The organism is Pseudomonas sp. HMSC08G10, assembly GCF_001808425.1.
Classification (GTDB): Bacteria; Pseudomonadota; Gammaproteobacteria; order Pseudomonadales; family Pseudomonadaceae; genus Aquipseudomonas; species Aquipseudomonas guariconensis.
In genome coordinates this window covers 28,915-48,187 of sequence record NZ_KV793329.1, presented here as the reverse complement: position 1 = coordinate 48,187, position 19,273 = coordinate 28,915, and the positions used below count along the sequence as shown (strand labels likewise).

General features: G+C 66.3%; 12 protein-coding genes. 10 read left to right on the top strand and 2 right to left on the bottom strand.

Annotation, left to right across the window (positions count from 1 at the left end; genetic code table 11):
* Nucleotides 1-28 precede the first annotated feature (28 nt).
* Nucleotides 29-1,006, bottom strand: coding sequence for a thiamine pyrophosphate-dependent dehydrogenase E1 component subunit alpha (locus HMPREF3173_RS19845; RefSeq protein ID WP_043215900.1), 978 nt, complete (start codon nucleotides 1,004-1,006; stop codon nucleotides 29-31).
* 22 nt (nucleotides 1,007-1,028) lie between these two features.
* The gene (locus tag HMPREF3173_RS19840) at nucleotides 1,029-2,084 is read right to left on the bottom strand and encodes an ATP-NAD kinase family protein (protein WP_070575917.1); all 1,056 of its coding nucleotides are present in this window, start codon (nucleotides 2,082-2,084) and stop codon (nucleotides 1,029-1,031) included.
* 277 nt (nucleotides 2,085-2,361) lie between these two features.
* On the opposite strand from HMPREF3173_RS19840, the gene HMPREF3173_RS19835 reads away from it, so the two are divergent.
* The 10 genes from HMPREF3173_RS19835 to HMPREF3173_RS19790 all read left to right on the top strand — a co-directional run bounded on the left by HMPREF3173_RS19835 (nucleotide 2,362) and on the right by HMPREF3173_RS19790 (nucleotide 19,273).
* A complete protein-coding gene (locus HMPREF3173_RS19835) occupies nucleotides 2,362-4,215 on the top strand; it encodes a sigma-54-dependent Fis family transcriptional regulator (protein WP_070575914.1) in 1,854 nt (617 codons plus the stop codon).
* A gap of 268 nt (nucleotides 4,216-4,483) precedes the next feature.
* On the top strand, nucleotides 4,484-10,333 hold the full coding sequence (gene mnxG, locus HMPREF3173_RS19830; RefSeq protein ID WP_070575910.1) for a manganese-oxidizing multicopper oxidase MnxG: 5,850 nt from the start codon (nucleotides 4,484-4,486) through the stop codon (nucleotides 10,331-10,333).
* Between the two features lie 17 nt (nucleotides 10,334-10,350).
* Nucleotides 10,351-12,327, top strand: a complete 1,977-nt coding sequence (locus HMPREF3173_RS19825) for a cytochrome D1 domain-containing protein (RefSeq protein WP_070575907.1) — start codon at nucleotides 10,351-10,353, stop codon at nucleotides 12,325-12,327.
* Complete coding sequence (locus tag HMPREF3173_RS19820) at nucleotides 12,324-12,989, top strand: SCO family protein (protein WP_070575904.1); 666 nt, start codon at nucleotides 12,324-12,326, stop codon at nucleotides 12,987-12,989. Before HMPREF3173_RS19825 ends, HMPREF3173_RS19820 begins: the two co-directional genes overlap by 4 nt.
* Entirely contained in the window at nucleotides 12,986-13,663 is a 678-nt protein-coding gene (locus HMPREF3173_RS19815; RefSeq protein WP_070575901.1) for an SCO family protein, read from the top strand. Before HMPREF3173_RS19820 ends, HMPREF3173_RS19815 begins: the two co-directional genes overlap by 4 nt.
* Before the next feature lie 5 nt (nucleotides 13,664-13,668).
* Nucleotides 13,669-15,195: an ABC transporter substrate-binding protein gene (locus HMPREF3173_RS19810; RefSeq protein WP_083300102.1), complete on the top strand. Its 1,527-nt coding sequence runs from the start codon at nucleotides 13,669-13,671 to the stop codon at nucleotides 15,193-15,195.
* An 11-nt stretch (nucleotides 15,196-15,206) separates the two neighbouring features.
* Complete coding sequence (locus HMPREF3173_RS19805; protein WP_070575898.1) at nucleotides 15,207-15,848, top strand: SurA N-terminal domain-containing protein; 642 nt, start codon at nucleotides 15,207-15,209, stop codon at nucleotides 15,846-15,848.
* A gap of 266 nt (nucleotides 15,849-16,114) precedes the next feature.
* Nucleotides 16,115-16,645 carry a response regulator gene (locus tag HMPREF3173_RS19800; RefSeq protein WP_070575974.1) on the top strand — a complete coding sequence of 177 codons (531 nt, stop codon included), beginning with the start codon at nucleotides 16,115-16,117 and terminating at the stop codon, nucleotides 16,643-16,645.
* A gap of 68 nt (nucleotides 16,646-16,713) precedes the next feature.
* Nucleotides 16,714-18,510: a GspE/PulE family protein gene (locus HMPREF3173_RS19795; RefSeq protein ID WP_083300101.1), complete on the top strand. Its 1,797-nt coding sequence runs from the start codon at nucleotides 16,714-16,716 to the stop codon at nucleotides 18,508-18,510.
* The gene (locus HMPREF3173_RS19790; protein ID WP_070575893.1) at nucleotides 18,491-19,273 is read left to right on the top strand and encodes a hypothetical protein; all 783 of its coding nucleotides are present in this window, start codon (nucleotides 18,491-18,493) and stop codon (nucleotides 19,271-19,273) included. Before HMPREF3173_RS19795 ends, HMPREF3173_RS19790 begins: the two co-directional genes overlap by 20 nt.

Below are 19,273 nucleotides of genomic sequence, written 5' to 3'. Positions count from 1 at the left end.
TTCTCCTATTGTTCTTGTAATCCGCAGCTCACGGGTAGGCGACGTAGACGTCGGTGAGCAGGTCGGCGGGCTGTGGCTTGGGATCGGACTTGGCACGGCGCACGGCGTCTTCGATCAAGTCCTCGACGCGGGCGTCGATGGCATCGAGCTGGTCGTGGGTGAGCAGGCCGGCGTGGGTGGTCTTGTTGCGAAACTGCAGCAGGCAGTCGCGTTGTTCGCGCAGGTTCTTCACCTCGTCCGGGGCACGGTAGGTCTGGGCGTCGCCTTCGAAGTGGCCGTAGTAGCGGCTGAGCTTGACCTCGATCAGCGACGGACCTTGCCCTGCGCGGGCGCGCTCGATGGCCGCGCCCGCGGCCTCGTACACGGCGAAGAAATCAAATCCATCGATGGTCACGCCGGGCATGCCGAAGCCGGCGGCGCGGTCGGCAATGTGATCGCACGCCACCGACCAGGTCGACGCGGTGGCCTCTGCGTAGCCATTGTTTTCGGCGACGAAGATGCAGGGCAGGTTCATGATCGAGGCCAGGTTCATCGCCTCGAACACCGCCCCTTCATTGGAGGCGCCATCGCCGAAGAAGGCCACCGACACGTCATCGCGGCCCTTGATCTTGGCTGCCAGGGCAGCGCCAGCCACCAGTGGAGCGCCGGCACCGACGATACCATTGGCGCCGAGCATGCCTTTTTCCAGGTCGGCGATGTGCATCGAGCCGCCCTTGCCGCCACAGACCCCGGTCTTCTTGCCGTAGATCTCGGCCATCATGCCGTACACGTCCACGCCCTTGGCGATGCAATGGCCATGGCCGCGATGGGTCGAGGCGATGCAGTCGCTGTCGCGCAGGTGGGCCATGACCCCGGCAGCGGAGGCCTCTTCGCCGGCGTAGAGGTGGACGAAGCCAGGAATTTCGCCGGTGGCGAACTCCACGTGCAGGCGTTCTTCGAAGGCGCGGATGGTGCGCATCACTTCATAGGCATGCAGCAATTGTTCGGAACTGAGGTGAGTGGACATCTTGTTGTTCTCCAGGGTTGTCTCAACACGGGTGTGCAGCGAAGTGCCGGTGATCGCGAGGGACCTCCAGCAGGTGATGGCGGGCGGCGTAGGCCAGCACGGCCTCGACATCGACCGTGAGGGGGCCGTTAGCGTCGAGGGTCACGGTGGGGGTGTCGTGGGGGGCGAATTCGATCTCGCGCTCGCCATCGAGCGCCAGGGTGCCGCTGGCGAGGGTCAAGGGGTAAGCGACGCCGGGCTCCAGCGGGCCGGAGGCGCTGATGCCGCACGCTTGCAGCAGGCCAGGGGCCAGGGGCGCGAGCAGGGCCTGTTCGCTGTCGGCGTCCAAGTGCACCCAGGCGCCATGCCGGTCCTGGCGCGATACTGGGCACCATAATCCGCACAGGGCCGAAAGGCCGATGGCGTGGGGTTCGGCGAAGCAGGCAAACACCTCGGCCAGGTCTTCGCTGCGGCTCAGGGCGCGGGCGCCGATGAAGCGCTGGGGCGATACGGCGACCTCCACCAGCGCCCACTCGCACAGGCCCTGTTCGGGGACGTGCACCAGCAGGCGTTTGTTGCGGCGCAGGCCGATTCCGGCCGGGACTCGTCCACTGGCTTGCAGCCCTCCGGCCAGGCCCGCGCTGGTGGCCTCGCGCAGCTCGGGGAAAGCATTGTTGGTGCCGGTGGACAAGGTCAGCAGGGGTACGTCACCGGCCTCGGCGGCCACCGCCTTGTGAGTGCCGTCACCGCCGAGCACGGCGATCATCGCCACGCCGCGCTCGACCATGCGGCGGGTGGCCAGGCGCGTATCGGCCACGGTCTGGGTGAGCGGCAGGTCGAGTACTTCCAGGGCGGGCCAGTGTTGGCTGCGGGCGATCGGGCCGGCGCTGGCCTTGAGTACGGCGGCGGCGATGCCGGTCATGTCGGTTGGCAGCAGCACCTGGGCGATGCCGGTGGCGCCGAAGGCGGCGAGCAGGCGCTGGATGGCTGAGGCTTTGTCGGTGCTCGAGTAAAGCCCGGCGTTGGCGGTCAGGCGGCGCAGGTCGCGGCCTGAGGCTGGGTTGGCGATGATGCCGATGGTCGGGGCAGGTTGCGTCATGGCGCACCTCGGTTTCTTGTTTGCCAGGGCTTGAGCAAGCGCGGTGCCAAGTTGGCCTGGCTCGCCTGCAAGGCCTGTGGCAGAGCGTCTTCATGTTTCTCGGGCCGCGATTGGCTCTGTGCCGGACGAGACGCCAGGTGCCAGCCAGGCCCGGATGTAGGTGAGACGCTGAGACGCAGCGTCTCAGGTCGGCCGATGATCACGCCGCGCTTGTCGGGCACGGCTTGCAGGCGCTTAATGGCCGCACAACGACAAGAACATGAGAACCGGAGGCCCAATGCTTGCCGCGAACTCCCGAGCCCATGTCGATTGCGTCAGCCGGGTGCTGAAGAACGCCGAGCGCCTGCCCCAGGCGCCGGTGCCGACGCTGATCCTCGACTCGTGGCGCCGCTCCATGGACCTGTACCGCCTTGATCCTGGATCCTTGCAGGGGCCGCGCATCCTCTCCCAGGCGGTGCTCAACGAGTGCCGTGAGCGTGCCGAGCTGTTCCTGCGCATTGCCAGCGACGCTGTGGCTCGCTTGCACGCGCAGGTGCGCGGTGCCGACTACTGTGTACTGCTCACCGACGCCCAAGGGCGCACCATCGACTATCGGGTCGAGTCGGCCATCCGCAACGAGTGCCGCAAGGCCGGGCTGTACTTGGGCACGTGCTGGTCGGAAGGCGAAGAGGGCACCTGTGGGGTGGCGGCGGTGTTGACCAGCAAGGCGCCGATCACGGTGCACAAGCGCGATCACTTTCGCGCTGCGTTCATCGGCCTCACCTGCACGGCCGCGCCGGTGTTCGATCCGCAGGGGGAGTTGCTGGGCGTGGTGGATGTGTCTGCGTTGCAGTCACCGGACGACCGGCGCAGCCAGCACCTGATCCGCCAGTTGGTGGAGCAGACCGCACGCGAGATCGAAAACGCGTTCTTCATGCACAACGCCCAAGGCCACTGGGTGATGCGTGCCCACGGCACCCCCGGTTACGTGGAGAGCCAACCGGACTATTTGCTGGCCTGGGATGCCGATGGTCGCCTGCAGGCGATCAACAGCCTGGCCCGCCAGCGCCTGCTGGAGGGCCTTGGGCGGCTGCCGGTGCATATCGGTGAATTGTTCGACCTCGACCAACTGCGCGATGCCAGCGATGCGTGCGCCCAGCGCCTGCCTGGCTGGGGCGGGCTCTATGGCCGGGTGAGTGCACCCCAGCGCCGGGCCCGGCCAGCGGTGGGGCAGCCGGCCCAGGATACGCGTATCGAACAGCACCTGCGCTTGGCCACGCGGGTGAAGGACTGCAACCTGGCCGTGCTGGTGCAAGGCGAGACCGGTGTGGGCAAGGAAGTCTTCGCCCGCCAGGTGCACCAGCAAAGCCTGCGCCGTGAAGGGCCTTTCGTCACCCTCAACTGCGCGGCGATCCCGGAAAACCTCATCGAGAGCGAACTGTTCGGTTATGTGGCCGGGGCCTTTACCGGCGCGTCGAGCAAGGGCATGCAAGGCCTTTTGCAGCAGGCCGATGGCGGTACGCTGTTTCTCGACGAAATCGGCGACATGCCTTTGAACCTGCAGACACGTCTGTTGCGGGTATTGGCCGAAGGTGAAGTGGCACCTTTGGGCGCAGCACGTCGCCAGCGGGTGGACATGCAGGTGATCTGTGCCACCCATCGGGATCTTGCGGCGATGGTGGCAGAGGGGCGTTTTCGCGAGGACCTGTACTTCCGCCTGGCCAATGCCCGCTTCGAGTTGCCACCGCTGCGCGAGCGGCACGACCGGTTGGGGTTGATTCATCGACTGTTGGCCGAGGAAGCCGCGGCCTGTGGCGTCGATGTGACACTGACGGACGCAGCGCTCGAAGCGCTGCTCACCTATCACTGGCCGGGCAACCTGCGCCAGTTGCGCCAGGTGCTGCGCTACGCCTGTGCGGTATGCGATGGCGGGCAGGTGAGGCGCGAGGATCTGCCCGAAGCGGTGCGCGGCGTGGGTGCGACAGCTGCCGAGACGACCTGCGACCCTGCGCGCCAGTTGCTGCTCGATGCGTTGATTCGGCATCGCTGGAAACCGGCAGATGCGGCCAAGGCACTGGGCATTTCGCGGGCGACCCTGTACCGGCGTGTCCACGAGCACGGCATCGAGATGCCGAGGATGAAAGGCTGTTGAGGTATCGGTAGGCCGGTGCGCCATTCGCGGATGAACCTGCTCCTACCCGGTCAGCGCAGCCTCTGTGGGAGATTAGCCCTGGCGCAGTGTGTGGTGCTCGCTCCAATGCGATCTCGATGCATTACCCCCGAATCGGGGAATCGGCTGGGGAATCCTCCCCAGTCGGTTTTGAATGTCAGCTTAAGCCTTTGAAAAAACGATAAAAAATTTATGGCATGGCACTTGCTCCGGCTTTGCGCAGAACGTCTGTGTTTTCCGGAGGTGCAGCATGATGACCCCGTCGAAAGGCTCCGTCCTGACTTCACTGGCCCTGACCCTGCTGGGGTGGGGCGCGGTGAGCGAGGCTGCGGTGCAGTGCCAGCGCACGCTGGTGGCCAACGTAGTGGCACTGGATCAGCCGCTGATGTTCAACCGCCTGGGGGCACAGAATGCCAATGGAATGATCTTCGCCCTGCGCCAAGACGTGGTGGACGAACACCTGGTGCCGCTGAGCAACGGCGGGGCGGCGGTTCCCGGCAAGGTCACCTTGCGGCCGGACAAGCGTCCGCGGCCGATCGTGTTGCGGGTTGCGGCCGGTGACTGCCTGACAGTCAACCTGACCAACCTGCTGGCCTACCAGGCCAATCCCAACAAACATGGCTTCGACCCCGAAGAGAATGAGGTCGAGGGCGAGGAGGGGCCGGAGCTTGAAGTCGAAGCCGAAAACGAAGGCTTTGTCGCCGACGAGCAGGTCACCGACCGCTTCGTAGGCTTCCAGGTCAACGGTATGCAGGCGGTCAACGGCATCAGCGACATCGCCGCCAACACCGGCCGCAACGGCAACTTCCTGGTGGCACCGGGCAACACCCGCAGCTACACCCTCTATGCCGAGCGTGAAGGCGCGTTCGCCGCTACCAGCAAGGGCGCCACTTTCGGCGGCGAAGGCACGGCGGGCAACGTCTCCAACGGCCTGTTCGGCCAGGTGGTAGTGGTTCCCAAGAATGGGCGAACCTACCGCAACACCCTGACCGAAGAGGAAATGCGCCTGGCCACCACTGGCCGTACCGCCACCGGCCAGCCGGTGATCGACTATAACGCCCGTTATCCGCAGGTCGAGCCATGGATCGCCGAAGGCAAGGCGGGCAAGCCGATCATCGCCATGGTCGATGGCAACGAGATCCTCAGCAGCGAAACCGACGCCATCGTCATGGGCCCCAACCAGGACGGTAGTTTCCCGCCCTCGACCTACCCGCTGGAGTCCATCGGCAAGCGCAACCCGGCGCTGCCCAACCGGCTGGAAGCCTTCCGCGACTTCGCCTCGCAGTTCGCCGATGAAGTGGCCGGTACCCAGGCCTTCCCCGGTTACTGGGCGGACCCGGTGATGGGGCATGTGCTGGAGCCGACCCGTGATTCGTTCATGATCAACTACGGTTCCGGCGGCATGGGCGCCGAAGTGATCGCCAACCGCCTGGGCGTGGGGCCGATGCATGACTGCCTGTCCTGCGCCTACGAGGAATTCTTCCTCAGTGCCCACACCGTGGGCGACGTCGGCACCTTGGTGGACGTCCCGGCCAACGTTGGCCTGGAGCACATCCGCCCCGGCGAGACGCCGCCGGCCAATGCGGTCGGGGTCAAGGCCACCATGGCCCTGTACCCCTCGGAGCCGGCCAACGTGCACCACAGCTACATCGGTGACTTCACCAAATTCCGCAATACCCACAATGGCCATGAGCAGCACATCTTCCACCTGCACGGCCACCAATGGCTGTTCAACCCCAACGATGACAACTCCGACTACATCGATGCCCAAGGCATCGGTGCCGGTGGCGGCTATACCTATGAAATCGCCAACGGGGGCTCGGGTAACCGCAACCGGGTGGCAGGCGATGCTATCTATCACTGCCACTTCTATCCGCATTTCGCCCAAGGCATGTGGGCTATGTGGCGGGTGCACGATGTATTCGAGGAGGGCACCCGCCTGGCCGTGAGCGGCGAAGGCGAAAATGGCTTCCATACCGTGCCTTTCGGCCTGCGCAGCGGCAAGCCGGCAGTAGGCGCGCGGGCACTGCCGGATGGCGAGATCATTGCCGGCACGCCGATTCCGGCCATCGTGCCGCTACCCGGCAAGGCCATGGCGCCGATGCCAGGCAAGGTCACCGTGGTGCCGAAGCTGGCCGAGACCCTCGTGGCAGAGCAGGACGACGATGACGAACCTGAAGCGGGCGATGACGATCATCCGCAGGAAACCAACGCGCCGCGTGCCGTGGGCTCCCTGGCCCTGGTCGATCGCAGCGAGAGCAATCGCAACGCCGATGGCACCCTGAAAAACCCCGGCTATCCGTTCTGGATCGGGGGCATGGAGAGCAGTGTCGGCCAACGTCCGCCGACCCCGCCGCTGGACATGCTCGACCCGGCCCTGGCCCGTCAGCTCAAGGACAGCGGCAAGGCCCTGTGGGCTAACCTCGACCCCAACCAGGTCGACGGCTGGAACGGTGGCCTGGGCCGCCATGCGCTGGACGGCGTCTCCGCAGGCGGCGAAGCCCAGATCACCACCACCAAGCTGGACTTCTCCAAGTCGGTGCAAAAGGCCAAGCCGATCTACCTGCCGGAAGAAGGCACCGACGTCGAACAGACCGCCATGCAGTTCCATGCCAAGGCCGAGCACCCCAGCTATGCGCTGATGCTCAGCAGCGCGCCGGTACCGCGCAACTTCCGCACCAACGGTGCCTTGCCCACGGCCGGCGCGCCGTACTACGAGCCTTGCATGGATGACCGCGGCAAGCGCCTGACCCAGTCCTCAGGTGTGGGCGAGTTCACCAGCGGCGAAAGTCTGGGCGCCATGAGCTTCCGTGGCAGTTCCACCTTCACCGCCGACCGTCCGCGCATCTACAAGGGCGCCAACATCCAGTTCGACGCGGTGTACAACAAGGTCGGCTACCACTTCCCGCAGGCGCGCATCATCGCCCTGTGGGAGGACGCGTGGCCGGTGATCACCAAGCAGCGCCCACCGGAGCCGCTGGTGATGCGCATGAACACCTTCGATTGCACCATGTACCAGCACACCAACCTGATCCCGTCGTTCTACGAGATGGACGACTACCAGGTGCGCACCCCGACCGACGTGATCGGTCAGCACATCCACCTGCCCAAGTGGGACCTGACCGCTGCCGACGGCTCGGCCAACGGCTGGAACTATGAAGACGGCATCCTCTCGCCCGGCAGTGTGGTCGAACGTATACAGGCCATCCGCAGCTTCAACGGTTGCACCGAGGGCGATCCGCGCGACGGCACCGACGCCTGCCCGAAAGCCAAGCAGCACCCGTACTTCGGGCGCTTTGGTCGGGCCGACTGGCTGGGCGCGCGTACTGCCATGCAGCGCTGGTTCGCCGACCCCTTGATCAACGTGCACAACGTCGACCGGGGCCTGGGCACCATCTTCACCCATGACCACCTTGGCCCATCGACCCACCAGCAACTGGGCCTGTACGCCACGGTGCTGGCCGAGCCTGCCGGCTCAACCTGGTACCACGCCGAAACGGGCGAAAAACTGTACAACCCGGCCACACGCCAGGATGGTGGGCCGACCTCGTGGCAAGCGGTGATCCAGACCGGCGATCACGACGGTGACGGCAAGAACGACAGCTATCGCGAGTTCTTCCTGGAGTACAGCGACTTCCAGCATGCCTATGAAGCGGGCGTGTATGTGGGGGCAGGCCCGGACGGCAAGCCTGATGGCCAGGCCTATCCGGCCACGGCTGACAGCTTCCGCTACGCCATCAACCCGCCTGTGCGGCAGAAGGCCTCCAACCTGCTCGAAGCGATTGTCGAGTCGCGCGGCGGGCTGGCCCCAGGCTGCCCAAGCCGTCCGTGCCCGCAGGCGATCTCGGTGGATGACCCTGGCATGTTCGTCGTCAACTACCGCAACGAACCACTGGCCTTGCGCGTGTTCGACCCGAACAAGGTCGGCCCGGACGGCAAGCGCGGCATGCAGGCCGACGGCATGGCCGGCGATCTGGCCTACGCCATGCAAAGCCGCACCGACCGCGCCATCCCGGCGATGAACCTGGCGCCCTCGGCGATCACCTCGGCGGTTGGCCCGACCGGCGGCACCACGCTGTTCCCACCGCACATCAACCAGGGCACCGAACCGGGCGACCCGTTCACCCCGATGCTGCGCACTTACTCGGGTGACAACGTGCGGCTGCGCATGCATGCCGGTGGTCACGAGGAGGAGCACAACATCACCCTGCACGGCGTGAAATGGCTGCAGAACGGCTCTGGCTTCGGCAACAGCTCCAACTCGGGCTGGAAGTCGTCGCAAATGATCGGAATTTCCGAGCAACTGGGCTTCATGGCGCCGGTGTCGATGATCTCCAGTTCCGCCGCCACCAACGGTGACTACCTGTACTCCCTCGATGCGGCGCTGGAGGGTTACTGGAACGGCATCTGGGGCCTCATGCGCAACTACACGGCCCAGCGCGCGGACCTGTTCGCGCTGCCGAACAACCCGCAACCGGTGGCTATGCGCAACACCGTGGCGTTCGACGGCATCTGCCCGAAAACTACGGCCAACGCCAATGGCATCGGCAGCCGGCCGACGGTCAAGCGCAGCTATGAAGTGGTTGCGGCTTTGGCCAACGACATCCTGGAGAACCGCAACGGGGTCAGCATCGCCGACCCGGCCGGCATCGGCCAGCATGTCGGTGGCCCGCTCAAGGCCAACGGCGGCACGTTGGTGTTCAACAGCCGTCGGACCAGTATCCCACTAGTGTCTGGGGTCGATCCGGAAGATGGGGAGACCTTCACCATCGGTGGCCATGCTGCACCGCTGCATGACCCGACCGCGATCCTGTACGTGCGCAAGGCCGACCTGGACCCGACCACCGGCAAGCTCAAGGCTGGCGTACCGGTGGAGCCGCTGGTGCTGCGTGCCAACTCCGGCGACTGCATCAGCATTACCCTGGAAAACCGCCTGCCGATGGTCATGCCGGATCTGGCCAGCACCGCGGTGATGCATGGTGTGGTCAAGCGCGACCGCAACGACAGCGAAGGCTCCACCGCGTTCAACAACAACCAGATGCGGCCATCGAGCCACGTGGGCCTGCACGCCCAGTTGCTGGCCTACGACATCACCAAGTCCGACGGTACCAACGTTGGCCTGAATCCGGTGCAGACCGTACCGCCACGCGTGGGCACCAGTGGCGCCTACCCCAGCAAGGTGTACCAGTTCTATGCCGGGCACCTGGAGCGCGAAGGTAAGCCGGTGCTGCAGTTGGGGCGCACGGTGGACAACATCAATACCACGGCCATCGAGTTTGGCGGCCTCAACCTGACCCCGGCGGATGTGATCAAGCAGCCGCAGAAAGGTCTGGTCGGTGCCATGAGCATCCTGCCCCAGGGCGCGACCTGGACCGAGGACACCGCCAGCCGTGCCCAGGCCACCGTCAAGGTCAGTGGCCAGCCTGACTACCGCGACTTCGTCACGGTGTGGCAGCGCTCGCTGAATATGCGTTGGGCCGATGGTCGGCCGGTGGAGGGCATCAATACCGAGGGCAACGGCGCTGCGGGCGACCCGCAGGACAACGGCAACATGGCCGTCAACTACAAGACCGAGCCTTTGTGGCTGCGCTTTGGCATGGCGCCTGACTCGCCGTTCGGCCGTGCCGACGGCTTGGGCTTTGGCGATGTGCCCAACGCCCATATGGCCTACAGCAACGATCTGGTCGGTGGCGACCCGCAGACCCCGGTGCTCTGGGCCAAGCCCGGCCAGCCGCTGCGCAACCACATCCTCATGCCCAGCGGTGGCAGCCGCGGCATGATCTACCAGCTCGATGGGCACCTGTGGCCACTGCACGCTCACCAGGCGGAGAAGAGCGACGTCAATGGCTATCCCATGGGGCTGCCTGGCATCGGCTCGGTGCGCTTTGGCTACAACCCGATGGCGATGTACATCGGCGCCCAGGAAAGCGTGCTGCCGGCCGCGCACTTCAGCTTCATGCTGCCCAGCGCAGGCGGCGCCAACGGCGTGCCGGGCGACTACCTGTTCCGCGACTACGGGGCCTACGGCAACCTTTCCGGGCTGTGGGGGATTTTGCGGGTCACCAATGAAGCCCCGCCGGCCACCGCCCCGGCACAATGAGAAGAGGGGGAGCGCGCATGAACAAGAAGACTCGTCCCGCCTACCTGGGGTTGATGGTGGGGTTGACATTGATCGGCCTGGGGCTGGCCTACGACAAGCTGTGGTGCGACCCGCGCGAGCTGCTGCAGGAGCAGGCCGATCCCCAGGGCCTGCACCGGCTCAGCCGGGACGGCGTGACCGTGGAGTTCGAGGCGCGCCCCCTCGATGGCGGCGAACTGCGCGAGGGCAACTTCGCCAACATCCGCTTCAAGGTCAGCGACCAGACCAGCGGCCAGCCGCTCTCGGGGATGGCCCCTGGCGCCTGGCTGGACCCGGCCCAGTCGGCGCCGCCCGGCGATCGCCAGAGCAGCTGCAAGGCGCGGGTGGCGCTGTTTCTCAAGAGCAGCATCGGCGCGCGGCCCTTGCTGGATCTGAACAGCTACTTCCTGCTGGTGCTGAACAAGGATGCCAGCCTCACGGTCATCGACCCCACCGTCTCGGTGGGCGGGGTCACTAGCACGCTTGCGCGTATCGACCTGCCGGGCCGGCCGATGGACTGGGTGGCCACCGGCGATGACCGGCAGGTGTTCGTGTCCATGCCCGAGCGCAACCAGGTGGCGGTGATCGACACCGAGACCTTCACCCGCGTGGCCACCCTGGAGGCGGGCGAGCGGCCGCTACGGGTGGCCTTGCAGCCGGACCAACGCCGGCTATGGGTGGGTAACAACAGCGACGATCCGGCCAAGGGCGGGGTGACAGTGATCGATGTGCCCAGCCGCACCACGCTCAAGACCTTCGCCACCGGCTCCGGGCATCACGAGATCGCCTTTAGCAGCGACTCACGCTACGCCTTCGTCAGCAACCGCGACGCCGGCACCCTGAGCATCATAGACATCGCCGACATGCGCCTGGCCAAGACCCTGCCGGTGGGCCCCCATCCGCTGTCGGTGGCCTATTCGGCCCTGTCCCAGGCGGTGTACGTGGCCGATGGCAAGGAAGGCACGGTGCGGGTGATCGACGCCCGCAGCCACCAGCTGCGCAACACAGTCAAGGCCGAGCAGGGCCTGGGACCGATGCGTTTCAGCGAGGACGGTCGCTACGGCATCGTGCTCAACACCCTGGAAAACCAGGCCCTGGTGATCGACGCCAGCAACGATCAATTGATTCACCGCCTCCCGGTCGCGGCCGAGCCGTATCAGCTGACCTTCACCAAGGGCTATGCCTACGTGCGCGGCCTGGCCTCGCCGAAGGTCAGCATGATCAACCTGGCCAGCCTGGGAGCGGGGCGTGAGCCGATCATCCAGGGCTTCGAGGCCGGCCCCGCCGCGCCACGCCAGGCAGGCGACTTGCCGTTGGCACAGGGGCTCACCGTGGCCCGCGACGACAACTCGGTGTTCGTGGTCAACCCGGTGGACAACACCACGTACTTCTACGCCGAAGGCATGAACGCCCCGATGTCGGGCTACAACAACCGTGGGCACCAGGCCCGCGCGGCGATCGTGGTCGACCGCAGCCTGCGCGAAATCGCCCCAGGGGTGTACGGCTCGACGGTGAAACTGCCGGCGGCAGGCACCTTCGACGTGGCGTTCCTGCTCAACCAGCCGCAGATCATCCACTGCTTCAGCACCCAGGTCTCGGCAGCGCCGGACGCGGTCAAGCGCAAAGGGGTGCATGCCGAATTCCTGGGTAACGAGCAGCCTGCATTGCAAAACACTGCCTATATCGCCCGCGTGCGCATCCTCGGGGACGACGGTGAGCCGCGCCTGGGCCTGCGTGACCTGAGCCTGCGCTACTTCCTGGCGCCTTCGTCGATGCCGCGCAGCCTGCCGCTGCAAGAGATGGGGGATGGTGTTTACCAAGGATCGCTGCAACTGGCCGAGACGGGCGCCTGGTACCTGCACGTGCAGTCGCCGACTTTGGGCCGCAAGTTCGCCGAAGAGAACTACACCAGTCTGCGCGTCCTGCCGGCCGCCGCACCTACCGCTTCCCACGTGGAACCCAGGAGTGTGAGATGAACGCCAAGCTCGCCTGCAATCTGCTTGCCCTGAGCCTGCTGCTCGGAGGCGAGCACGCCCTGGCCCACGCCGGGCATGACCACAGCGGCGATGCCGAACAACCGCCGGCAGCCCGTCAGGAGAAGGCCAGCGTGCGCTTTGCCGACGTGTCTTTGCTCGACCAGAACGGCATGCCGGTTCGCCTGGAGAAGGACCTGGTGGGCGACCGCCTGGTGGTCATGGGCTTCATCTACACCCGTTGCACCACGGTCTGCCCGGTGGTCTCGTCGATCATGTCCAAGGTCCAGCAGCAGTTGGGTGGACGTGTGGGCGAGGAGATCCAGCTGGTATCGATCAGCGTCGACCCCCAGCGCGATGATTCCAAGCGCCTGCTTGGCTACGCCAAGGCGTTCCAGCGTGGCCCGGGGTGGAGCTGGTTGACTGGCTCGTCCTATGCCATCACCGAGACGCTCAAGGGCCTGGGCAGCTTCAGTGCCGACCTGAGCCAGCATCCGCCATTGATCCTGGTCGGTGACGGGCGCAGCGGCCATTGGACCCGTTACTACGGCTTTACCGATCCGGCCGTGCTGATCAGCGAAATCAACCGCCTTAGCGCTCGCCGGGTGCACGCCAAGAGCACCGCCATCGCCGGCGGACCGGACAGCCAGGAGGTGCAGCCATGAGCAGCTCGACGATTCGCCGCGCCGGCATGCGGGGCCTGGATTGGCTGACCCTGGTCGGCTGCCTGTGGATCCTCGCTTCGGTGGCCTTGGCCCATGACGGCGCCCATGACGGGAATGCGCCGAGCGCGCCCCAGCCACAGCCCGCGCCACAAGCGATCAACAGCGGTGGCGGCACCCGCGATGCGCAGACCTGGTTCACCGACAGCGTGCTCAAGGACCAGAACGGGCGTGAGCTGCGCTTCTACAGCGATGTGCTCAAGGACAAGGTGGTGATGCTCAACGTCATCTTCACCCACTGCAACGACGCCTGCCCGCTGATCACCCGCAAGCTGCGCGAGGTTCGTGAAGCCATGGGCCCTGAGCTGGCCGGGCAGGTCACCTTCGTGTCCATCAGCAGCGATCCGCTCAACGACACCCCCGAGGCGCTTAAGGCCTTTGCCCAGAAACAAGGGGTGGATGGACCGAACTGGCTGTTCCTGACTGGGGACAAAGCCAATGTCGACCTGGTGCTGGGGCGTCTCGGGCAGTTCCTGCCCAGCCCCGAGCAGCACTCTACCCAGTTGATCGCCGGTGACGTGGCCGGCAAACGCTGGAGCAAGATCCGGCCCGACGCACCGCCCGTTGCCATCGCCCAGCGCATGCAACTGCTGGCCCAGCCCCTGGCGGGACGGTGAGTGCCATGCGCCTGCTCCTGCCCCTGGCGTTGTGGCTCGGCCTGTTCGCGAGCCACGCGGCGCTGGCCTTGGAACTGACCGAGCAGGAGCAGGCAGGCAAGCGCTTGTACCGCGAAGGGGTGTCCAGCAGCGACGCGCAGTTGATGGCCCGGGTGGGCGCCAGCGACATCAGTGTGCCGGCCAGTGTGCTGCCGTGTGCCAGTTGCCATGGCAACGATGGCCGTGGCCGCGCCGAAGGCGGGGTACGCCCGCCGAGCCTGGATTGGCAGCGCCTGGCGTTGGGACAGGGCGAGCGTGAGGCCAACGGCCGCCGCTACCCGGCCTATGCCGAGGCAAGCCTGGCCCGTGCCGTCGGGCAAGGCATTGACCCTGCAGGCAACCGCCTGGACCCGGCGATGCCACGTTTCGAATTGACCCTGGCCGACCAGCGCAACCTCACTGCCTACCTCAAGCGCCTGGGCCAGGAACGCGACCCCGGCGTGGAAGAACACGTGTTGCGCCTGGGCACCTTGCTGCCGGCCAGCGGGCCGCTGGCCGAGGCGGGCAGGGTGGTGCGCGCAGTGCTGGAGGACGGTCTGGCACAACTCAACCAGCAAGGCGGGCTGCATGGCCGGCGGCTGGAGCTGGTGGTGCTGGACCCTGGGCAGACGCCCGCCAGCGCCGAACAGGCCCTCGAGCGTTTGCTCGACGACACACAAGTCTTCGCCCTCATCGCGCCGTTGGCGCCGATGCTCGACGCGCGTCTGGGCAGCGCACTCGAACAACGTGGCGTGCCGCTGGTCGGCAGCTCCCCTGGCAGTGTCGGCAGTGCGCAGATCTTCGATCCGTTGCCAAGCCTGCCCGAGCAATTGCAGAGCCTGGCCGGTTTCGCCCGTGACCGCCTGGGCCTGGGGCCTGACGGGCTGCGGGTGATCTATGCCGGCAGCGAGCAGGCAGCACCTGCCGAGGCGTTGCGCCAGCGACTGCTCGCCGCCGGCTGGACGCCGGGGCCGGTGCAGGTGTTCGCGGGGCAGGCGGTGGAGGGCGAGGGCGTCGTCTTCCTGGGGCGCGCCCAGGCGTTCGGCGAGTTGGCGCAGGCGCAGCAGGCCGCAGGCCGCAAACCCTACCTGTTCGCGGCCTCGAGCCAGGTCGCAGGTGCCCTGGCGGGGTTGTCTGCCGACTGGTCGCAGCGGCTGTTCCTGGCCTATCCCTTCACGCCCCAGGACTGGACCGAGCAAGGGCGGGCCGCGCTCAACGGGCTGCGTCAGCGCCAAGGGCTCGATGGTCGCCAGGCGGCGTTGCAGGTCAGCACCCGCTGCGCGCTGCTGCTGATGGCCGAGGCCCTCAGACAGGTAGGGCGGGACGCGAGCCGGGAGCAGTTGGTGCGAGCCCTGGAGGGGCTGCATGACCTGGACACCGGCCTCACGCCGGCACTGGGGTTCGGCCCCGGCCGGCGTCAGGGCCTTGCCGGTGCCCACGTGGTGGCGGTGACGCTGCCTGGCCCGCAGTTCCAGACTGTCGCTGCGTACAAGCCACTGCCGCTTACCCCTTGAAGGAGGTCGTCATGCGCATCGTGTTGCTGTGTCTGCTGCTGGGGTTCGCGCCGTTGAGTCAGGCGGACGTCGCCGTGGCGAGGGTCAATGGCGTCGAGATCAGCAGCGTGCGCCTTGAGCGCTACTTTGCCGAATACCTCCAGGACCAGGGTCGACCGGTCGCCAGCATTCGCAGCCCGAGCCTGTACAAGCGCTTGCGCAACCAGGCCCTGGACGAGTTGATCGACAAGGAGTTGCTGTGGCAGGAGGCCCAGCGCCGTGGCGTGGTCGTCAGCGAGGACAGCGTATCGGCCCGTGTCGCTGAGCTGGAGCGGGCCTTCGGCAGCCCTGCGGTATTCGAGCAGCGTCTGGCCGAGGCAGGCTTCGATAGGGCGGGGTACGCCGACTACACTCGTCACGAGATGGCCGCGCAGCAACTGTATGCCCAGATGACCGCCATCGATGAGCCCACCCCAGCGCAGGTCGAAGCCTTCTATCAGGCAAACAGGGAAAGATTGCAACGGATGCAGAACCAAAGTACCAATACCTTAGTCGAACGAGAGCAGGGTCTGGCCTTGGCCAGGCTCGTGCTCGTGGACGAGATTCAAGCCCAGGCCCGCCAGTCGGTGCGTAAGCGCTTGCGTGAAGGTGCGAAGGTGGAGCTTGCCGACTGAATGTGAGAGGCCGCTCGCACATTGCGCAGCCACGGGCTTGCCCGGCAGGGGGTTTTCCCCAATGCTGGGGGTAAGCAATCGGGCAAAGTGCCATCAACTTCCCCGCAAGTGGGGGAGCCGGTCTACGCCTGGATTGGGTGATACAGCGAAATCAACGACTTACAGTGGTGCGACATGACTATTCACGCCTGGCACGAAGGATGCTCAAGCCTGTACAAGGCCGAACTCCACAGACCGGGCAACCGGGCAGTTCTTGGGAGTCGACCTTGGTGAACAGAGTATTGGTAGTCGATGACGAACAGACCCTTGCGCAGAATTTGCAGGCTTACCTGCAGGCGCAAGGCCTGGAAGTCCATGTCGCCCACGACGGTATCAGTGGCATTGCTCAGGCACAGGCCCTGGCACCGGATGTGATCGTACTGGACTACCGCTTGCCCGACATGGAGGGGTTCGAGGTCCTGGAGACCGTGCGCAGGAGCATGCAGTGTCATTTCGTGCTGATCACCGCCCACCCGACCGCCGAGGTCCGTGAGCGGGCCGCGGCACTCGGTGTCACCCATGTCCTGTTCAAGCCGTTCCCATTGGCGGAACTGGCCCGCGCAGTCGCCGACCTGACCGGCCCACAGCACCAGACTCGGACAGCGGACACACAGGCCGAGGGTTTCGTCGAACGACGCCAGAACAGGAACCAGACGTTCCCCCTGCAGATGTACGATGGCAGCTGGGTACTGGCCGACCGCCGACGCAACGGCGTGAAGCCTCCCACACCTGACGACGAACTGCTCACCGGGGAATAGCGGCGCCCGCGGCCACCCCGGCAACCCCGAGTCAGCCTGCGACGCGCCCCTGAGCGGAGTCGCAGGCCATGTCAGACGTCGTCGATACAGCCCAAGCACCCCAGCCTGCACAGGGTCCTTCGCGGTTAAACCCGCTCCCACAGGATCTTCATTGCCTTGAGGAACGCGCTGAGCCTGTGGGAGCGGGTTCACCCGCGAACGATGCACCACGGATTGGTGCCTACCCCCGCGAACTGCTGGCCCAGGCCCGCCTGCAAGCCGGGGACGAGCGCCTGCTGAGCTGCCTGGCGCGCCTGGCCTGCGACGACGCCGGCACCTTCACCCAACGCCTGGGCGCCACCCTCCATTACCCCGTGCTCGACAGCCAGGCGCTGTTCGCCAGCACGCCGCTGTTCGAGCAGGTCTGCCTGGCACAGTGCCTCAAACGCGAGTTCCTCCTGGTCCAGCACCAAGGCCAGACCGTCGGCGTGTTCGCCGACCCCTTCGACAACACCCGCCTGGCCTGGATCGACGATTGCCTGCAGGGCGCGCCGCTGTACCTGGCCCATGCCGCCGACATCGCCGCCTTCCTGGCCCGCCAGGAGGAGAGTTTTCATGCCGTCGACGCCCTGGAGCCCGATGCCGAGCCCGGCACCGAGACCGATCCGCTGCAGCGCCTGTCGCTGACCAGCATCAGCGAAGACCAGAGCAAGGTGGTCAAGCTGGTCAACTCGACCCTCTACGACGCCCTCAAGCAGCATGCCAGCGACATCCACCTGAGCATGACCGGCCAGGGGCTGACCATCAAATACCGCATCGACGGCGTGCTCAACGGTGCCGGCAAGGCCAGTGGCAGTGCCTTCGCCGACCAAGTGATCTCGCGTATCAAGGTCATGGCCGAGCTGGACATCGGCGAAAAGCGCGTGCCCCAGGATGGCCGCTTCAAGGTCGCGGTGGGCGAGCGTCAAATCGACTTCCGCGTCTCGATCATGCCGAGCATCTTCGGCGAAGACGCCGTGCTGCGGGTACTGGACAAGCAGGACTTGTCCGACCGGGTCAGCGGGGTGCAGTTGCAGGCCCTGGGCTTTGCCGACCACACCCTGGTGGCCCTGCGCCGCCTGGCCGCCGAGCCCTACGGCATGATCCTGGTGACCGGCCCCACCGGCAGCGGCAAGACCACCACGCTCTACGCGATGATCAGCGAGATCAACCACGGCGTGGACAAGATCATCACCATCGAAGACCCGGTCGAATATCAATTGCCGGGCGTGCTGCAGATTCCAGTCAACGAGAAGAAGGGGCTGACCTTCGCCCGGGGCCTGCGCTCGATCCTGCGCCATGACCCGGACAAGATCCTGGTCGGCGAGATCCGCGACCCGGACACCGCCCAGATCGCCGTGCAATCGGCCCTGACCGGGCACCTGGTGTTCACCACCATCCACGCCAACAACGTCTTCGATGTGATCGGCCGCTTCAGCCAGATGCAGGTCGACCCCTACAGCTTCGTCTCGGCGCTCAACGCCGTGCTGGCCCAGCGCCTGATTCGCCTGGCCTGCCCGCACTGCGCGGTCCACGCCGAGCCGGATGACGAAACCCTGGCCGCCTCGGGGCTGACCCGCGAAGGCGTGGTCGGATGGACCTTCGTTCGTACCCAGGGCTGCGGCCAGTGCCGTGGCAGTGGCTACCGCGGACGCAGCGCCATCGCCGAATTGCTCCACCTTGATGACGACCTGCGGCAGATGATCGTCGAGCGCCGGCCTCTGTCGCAGATCAAGTCGCTGGCTTGCCAGCGTGGTCTGCGTCTGCTGCGCGCCTCTGCCCTGGACCTGGTCCGCGAGGGCCGTACCACGCTTGAGGAGATCAACCGTGTCACATTTATCGCTTGATCGCTATTGCGCCGTGCTCGGCGCCGAGGGTGTCGGCCTGGGTCGCTGGCACGCCAACCAACACCAGTGGCTGGGCAGCCGCGCCTTCTCCTGCGATCCCGCCCAACCGGCCTGGGCACCGGCACTTGAGGCCCTGGCCGAATTGCTGGCCGAACATGCGCCACGGCGGGCCCAGTTGCGGGTGCTGCTGTCGGCACGCTACAGCCGCTTCTGCCTGGTGCCCTGGAGCGACGCCATCGGCCATCCACGTGAGCTGGACGCCTACGCCCGGGCCTGCTTCGAGAACCTCTACGGTCAGCCGCTGGACGACTGGCGCATCGTGCTCTCGCCGGAGCCGGCAGGGGCTTCGCGCATCGCCACGGCCTTGCCCGAAGCATTGCTGCAGGCCCTGCAGGCACTGGGCCGGGAAAGCCGGCTGAGCCTGCGCTCGGTCCAGCCTTATCTGATGGCCGCCTACAACCGCTGCTCGGCGCAACTGGAGGAGGGCGATTTTCTCTTCGTGCTCGCCGAGCCACGGCGCAGTGTGCTGCTGCTGGCCGCTGGGGGGGCCTGGCAACAGGTACTGGCCCAGGGCTGCGCCGACAACGACCAGGCGCTGCAGGCGCTGATCGAGCGCACCTGTGAGCTGTACGGCGAGCACCTGCCCAGGGTCTACCTGCATGCGCCGGGGCGAGGGGAGGTGCCGCGGTTGGCCGCCGTACAACTGTGCCAGCCAGCAGGCGACAGCGATCCGCTGTGCGCCATGTGGCGGGCGGTGGCTTGA

Bases quoted from the DNA above. Each gene is read 5' to 3' on its own strand.
- HMPREF3173_RS19805 (WP_070575898.1), top strand. From the start codon at position 15,207: ATGCGCATCGTGTTGCTGTGTCTGCTGCTGGGGTTCGCGCCGTTGAGT.
- HMPREF3173_RS19840 (WP_070575917.1), bottom strand. From the start codon at position 2,084: ATGACGCAACCTGCCCCGACCATCGGCATCATCGCCAACCCAGCCTCA.
- HMPREF3173_RS19815 (WP_070575901.1), top strand. From the start codon at position 12,986: ATGAGCAGCTCGACGATTCGCCGCGCCGGCATGCGGGGCCTGGATTGG.
- HMPREF3173_RS19820 (WP_070575904.1), top strand. From the start codon at position 12,324: ATGAACGCCAAGCTCGCCTGCAATCTGCTTGCCCTGAGCCTGCTGCTC.
- HMPREF3173_RS19825 (WP_070575907.1), top strand. From the start codon at position 10,351: ATGAACAAGAAGACTCGTCCCGCCTACCTGGGGTTGATGGTGGGGTTG.
- HMPREF3173_RS19810 (WP_083300102.1), top strand. From the start codon at position 13,669: ATGCGCCTGCTCCTGCCCCTGGCGTTGTGGCTCGGCCTGTTCGCGAGC.
- HMPREF3173_RS19845 (WP_043215900.1), bottom strand. From the start codon at position 1,006: ATGTCCACTCACCTCAGTTCCGAACAATTGCTGCATGCCTATGAAGTG.
- HMPREF3173_RS19795 (WP_083300101.1), top strand. From the start codon at position 16,714: ATGTCAGACGTCGTCGATACAGCCCAAGCACCCCAGCCTGCACAGGGT.
- mnxG (WP_070575910.1), top strand. From the start codon at position 4,484: ATGATGACCCCGTCGAAAGGCTCCGTCCTGACTTCACTGGCCCTGACC.
- HMPREF3173_RS19835 (WP_070575914.1), top strand. From the start codon at position 2,362: ATGCTTGCCGCGAACTCCCGAGCCCATGTCGATTGCGTCAGCCGGGTG.